Consider the following 3455-nt stretch of genomic DNA (forward strand, 5'->3'; position numbering starts at 1 on the left):
TTGTTCTTTTCAACCATTCCAATGGTTTCCATTATATTATTTCTGTTTATCATTGCTGCCTCCTACACTTCGTGCATTTTTGTGAATATGTCTTCTCTTTGAATTCTTATTGTCATTCCAAGTTCTTTTTCAACAACCTCAAGCTTGTCCTGAATTTCAGCAAAAGACACATTCATGTCAGTAATGTCTGTGAGCATTATCATTGTAAAATATTCTCTCATAACTGTCTGGTTGATATCCAGAATATTTATGTTACAATCCGCCAACACATTTGAAGCCCTTGCTATTATGCCTACTTTATCTTGTCCAATAATGGTTAATACTGCTTTCATATTTTCCTCCTTTAATATAAAAACGGGCACAAAGGCCCGCAGAAATCTGTTTCTGCCCCTGTCCTTTTACCTGAGAGTTTCGCATTATGCTTGCCCCTTCGGTGCTCTTTTCGAGTCTCTCCAGAAGTTTGTCCAGAAACGGTCGTTAAAAAACTTCCGAAACCTTCAACCAATGTATTAATAATATTATCAAGTATATGACAAGTCATATATTTTTTCAAGATATAAATAAAATATTTCCCAAAACTGATAACTTAATATTCAAAAGGACTATAAGTACAGTCCTTTGTTATATACTAATATATACTTTTTAGAACAGGTGAACTATAATACCCTGCACTATTCCTATCATGAAACCAAGAACACCTCCAAGAACCTCTATATGTCTCAGTTCCTTCCTTGCAATTTCATATGCCAGTTCCTCAAGCTTTGAAAGGTCAAAGGCATTGATTTTTTCTTCAACCATTTCACTAATCCTTATCTCTTCCTGGGCATTGACACCTATGTTGTGGATTATTTCCTTTATGTAATCCTTTCCTTCTTCTTCCATGATCTTGTCGATATATCCAAATATCATTCCCTTGAATCCAGCAAGAAGTGGCATCTCCGATATTTTCATCTCTAAGACAGATTTAAGCTTGTCCTGAATTGAAAGTAGGAGTCCATGTATCTTTTCTTCAGTTACAAAATTATCAAGGATGTCGCTAATGCTTACAAGCTCCTGCTCCACTATTTCACCAATATTTTTTGCTATTTCCTTCTGTCTCATGGGAATTACACCCTGAATTTTGAAGTTGATTATTGGTATTCTTATTTCTTCATAAGGTCTGAAAAGCAGTTTGATTGCAAGTACATTTGTAATATATCCAATTGCCGAACCTATTATAGCCAATATGAAAATTTTTAATAAAATATTTGTCATGATTATGTCCTTTCTTTAAAATCTAACCATATGTGGTATTCTTTTGCGATAAACTGTAATATGATTTAATCCTATATCCTTCAGATCAGAAATTAATTCCTTATGCTTGTAGCCAATAAGGTCAGGCTTGTTTGCATCAGAGCCAATAACAATTTTTTCTCCTCCAAGCTTTTTATACATAGTAAGAATTTCTTTTTTGGGATATGGTCTTTTAACTATGGAATGGTATCCACTTGTATTAATTTCAAGAGACTTGCCTTTACCAATAATCTCCTTTAGAATATCGGAGATTATCTTCTTGTACTTTCCAAACTCCAAATCTATGTAATACCTTTCCTTAAACCTGTCAATGAGATCCAGATGACCTACAACATCGAAATTGTCAAACTTCCTTATGGTTTCAAGTATTTCCGTATAGTACTCCTGATAAATCTCAAGGGTATGCTTTTCAGAATAAAATCTTTCGTCACTTAAATAAACTCCGTTTACCTTGTGGGTAGACAGAATTATCATGTCAAGCTGTGAATTATCCATCAAATCATTAAATCTGCCATATTCGCTTTCATCAATTCCAAGCTCAATGGCAGACAATATTTCTACTTCATCATATTTTTTATTGATTCTCTGAATTTCATTTCTATATTCATTCAAATCAAAAGACATATCCCAGTCTTTCTTCTCATTGATTTCATAGTAATCAGCAGCATAGATCAATTTTATTTTCTTTTTTATGGCCGCTACAGCCATTTTTTCAATGTCGTATCTGCATCCAGCTGAATACAGCGACCTGACATGGAAATCATACATTTCATCACCTATTCATTACAACTCAGAAAAAGCGATTACATCGCGTTAACCAAGTAAGCTACAAAAAACCCGCTTTGCCGCGGCCCAGTTAATTCATACCCGCCTCACAGCAGGTGGGTGTTCTGTCTCGAACTTCTGACCCCCTGACTAGCAGTTTCGTCATCAATTCCGGGAACGTGAACTCCCGTTCAAATTATGTCGGTTGAATTAAATGGAACCTCAAACATTGCAGGCTATTTCTTACTCTTATTATAATCCAAAAAATCAAAATAATCAAATTACATCTTTATTACAATATTTTTACAATACATTGTATTATAATTGCTTTTCCAATAAATGTAAATAGAAAATTAATTTACTTTAATTGCTCTTGACGAATTAAGAAGATACAGGTATGATTCCTTCACTTTTAATCCCATAAGCTTCTCAAGTGCCTCTCTGTAGGTTGATATCTGAGGCGAATAATGTTCAATCAGACTGTCCATATTTCCATTATAAACCCTGTCAGTTTTGTAATCAACAAGGACGAGTTCTTCTCCTTCCTTGAAATAGCAGTCAATAACACCCTGAACCAGAATCTCTCTGTCCTTTTCAACACTGTCAACAATATCGCTTAATCTCTTTTTCAATATGAAGGGCTGCTCCCTGCATACAACTTTGGCCTGAATCATTCTTCTGCCCAAAGGCGATGTGTAATAGGCAAGTATTTTCTCCGTTTCCACGACTTCAGCTTCCTCTTCAGTTAGCTGCTTTCTTTCAACCATTGTCTTTACAGATTTCTTCACATAATCAAGGTCCATATCACTATCAAGTTTTATGAGCTGAAGGACAGAATGTGTTATGGTACCAATTTCAGCAGGAGTAAACTTGGATATCCTGCTCTTAAAAAGAGGGATTTCCCTTAGCGATGGAATCCTGTACTTAAGGCTTTCCTTCTTGCCCCTTAACTCTTTGATGTCCGTTACAGTTATTTTGTCCGGAACAAGACTCTTTTCACCATATTCATATTGCCAGTTCATCTTTTTTTCAATGGTTTCATATTCTTTTGTGTTTTTCCATTCTCCCTGAAATATCCTTTCAAAATATCCCTTGTCATTAATAGTCTTTTCTTCAGGTGACTTAGCCAGAAGTGAAATATTTACTTTATTAACTCTGTATTTGGACTCTTCCTTGTTGAGTATATAACCTATCCAGTCAAGATAGGAGGATGCGGACAAAGTATTGATATAAGCTATCTTCTCTTTTTCCCATTTTCCCTTCCATTTGTCAAAATCATCTACTGTTCCAGTCAGAATCAGCTTGTCTACTGCCCTGGTAAGGGCCACATACAAGACCCTCATCTCTTCTGACAGGTTTTCTCTGTTTATTTGAATTTTCGAAGCAAATCTAGGCAA

General features: G+C 35.2%; 4 protein-coding genes, 1 other RNA gene and 1 riboswitch. All 5 genes read right to left on the reverse strand.

Going from position 1 to position 3455, the window contains the following annotated elements; translation table 11 throughout:
• Positions 1-62: 62 nt before the first annotated feature.
• Entirely contained in the window at positions 63-332 is a 270-nt protein-coding gene (locus AC3AX0_RS09550) for an ACT domain-containing protein (RefSeq protein WP_487550062.1), read from the reverse strand.
• A 48-nt stretch (positions 333-380) separates the two neighbouring features.
• A riboswitch (glycine riboswitch) is annotated at positions 381-466 on the reverse strand.
• A gap of 176 nt (positions 467-642) precedes the next feature.
• A complete protein-coding gene (locus AC3AX0_RS09555) occupies positions 643-1254 on the reverse strand; it encodes a DUF445 domain-containing protein (protein WP_487550063.1) in 612 nt (203 codons plus the stop codon).
• A gap of 15 nt (positions 1255-1269) precedes the next feature.
• Complete coding sequence (locus AC3AX0_RS09560) at positions 1270-2061, reverse strand: histidinol-phosphatase HisJ family protein (protein ID WP_487550064.1); 792 nt, start codon at positions 2059-2061, stop codon at positions 1270-1272.
• Between the two features lie 62 nt (positions 2062-2123).
• Positions 2124-2299: non-coding RNA, 6S RNA (ssrS, locus tag AC3AX0_RS09565), on the reverse strand.
• Positions 2300-2411: 112 nt separating this feature from the next.
• Positions 2412-3455: PD-(D/E)XK nuclease family protein (locus AC3AX0_RS09570; RefSeq protein WP_487550065.1), on the reverse strand; the 1044-nt coding region annotated here is incomplete at its 5' end.

It is taken from the genome of Dethiosulfatibacter sp. (assembly GCF_983023055.1).

Excerpts from the sequence above, each read along its gene's own strand:
- AC3AX0_RS09550 (WP_487550062.1), bottom strand. The coding sequence starts at position 332 with ATGAAAGCAGTATTAACCATTATTGGACAAGATAAAGTAGGCATAATA.
- AC3AX0_RS09555 (WP_487550063.1), bottom strand. The coding sequence starts at position 1,254 with ATGACAAATATTTTATTAAAAATTTTCATATTGGCTATAATAGGTTCG.
- AC3AX0_RS09560 (WP_487550064.1), bottom strand. The coding sequence starts at position 2,061 with ATGTATGATTTCCATGTCAGGTCGCTGTATTCAGCTGGATGCAGATAC.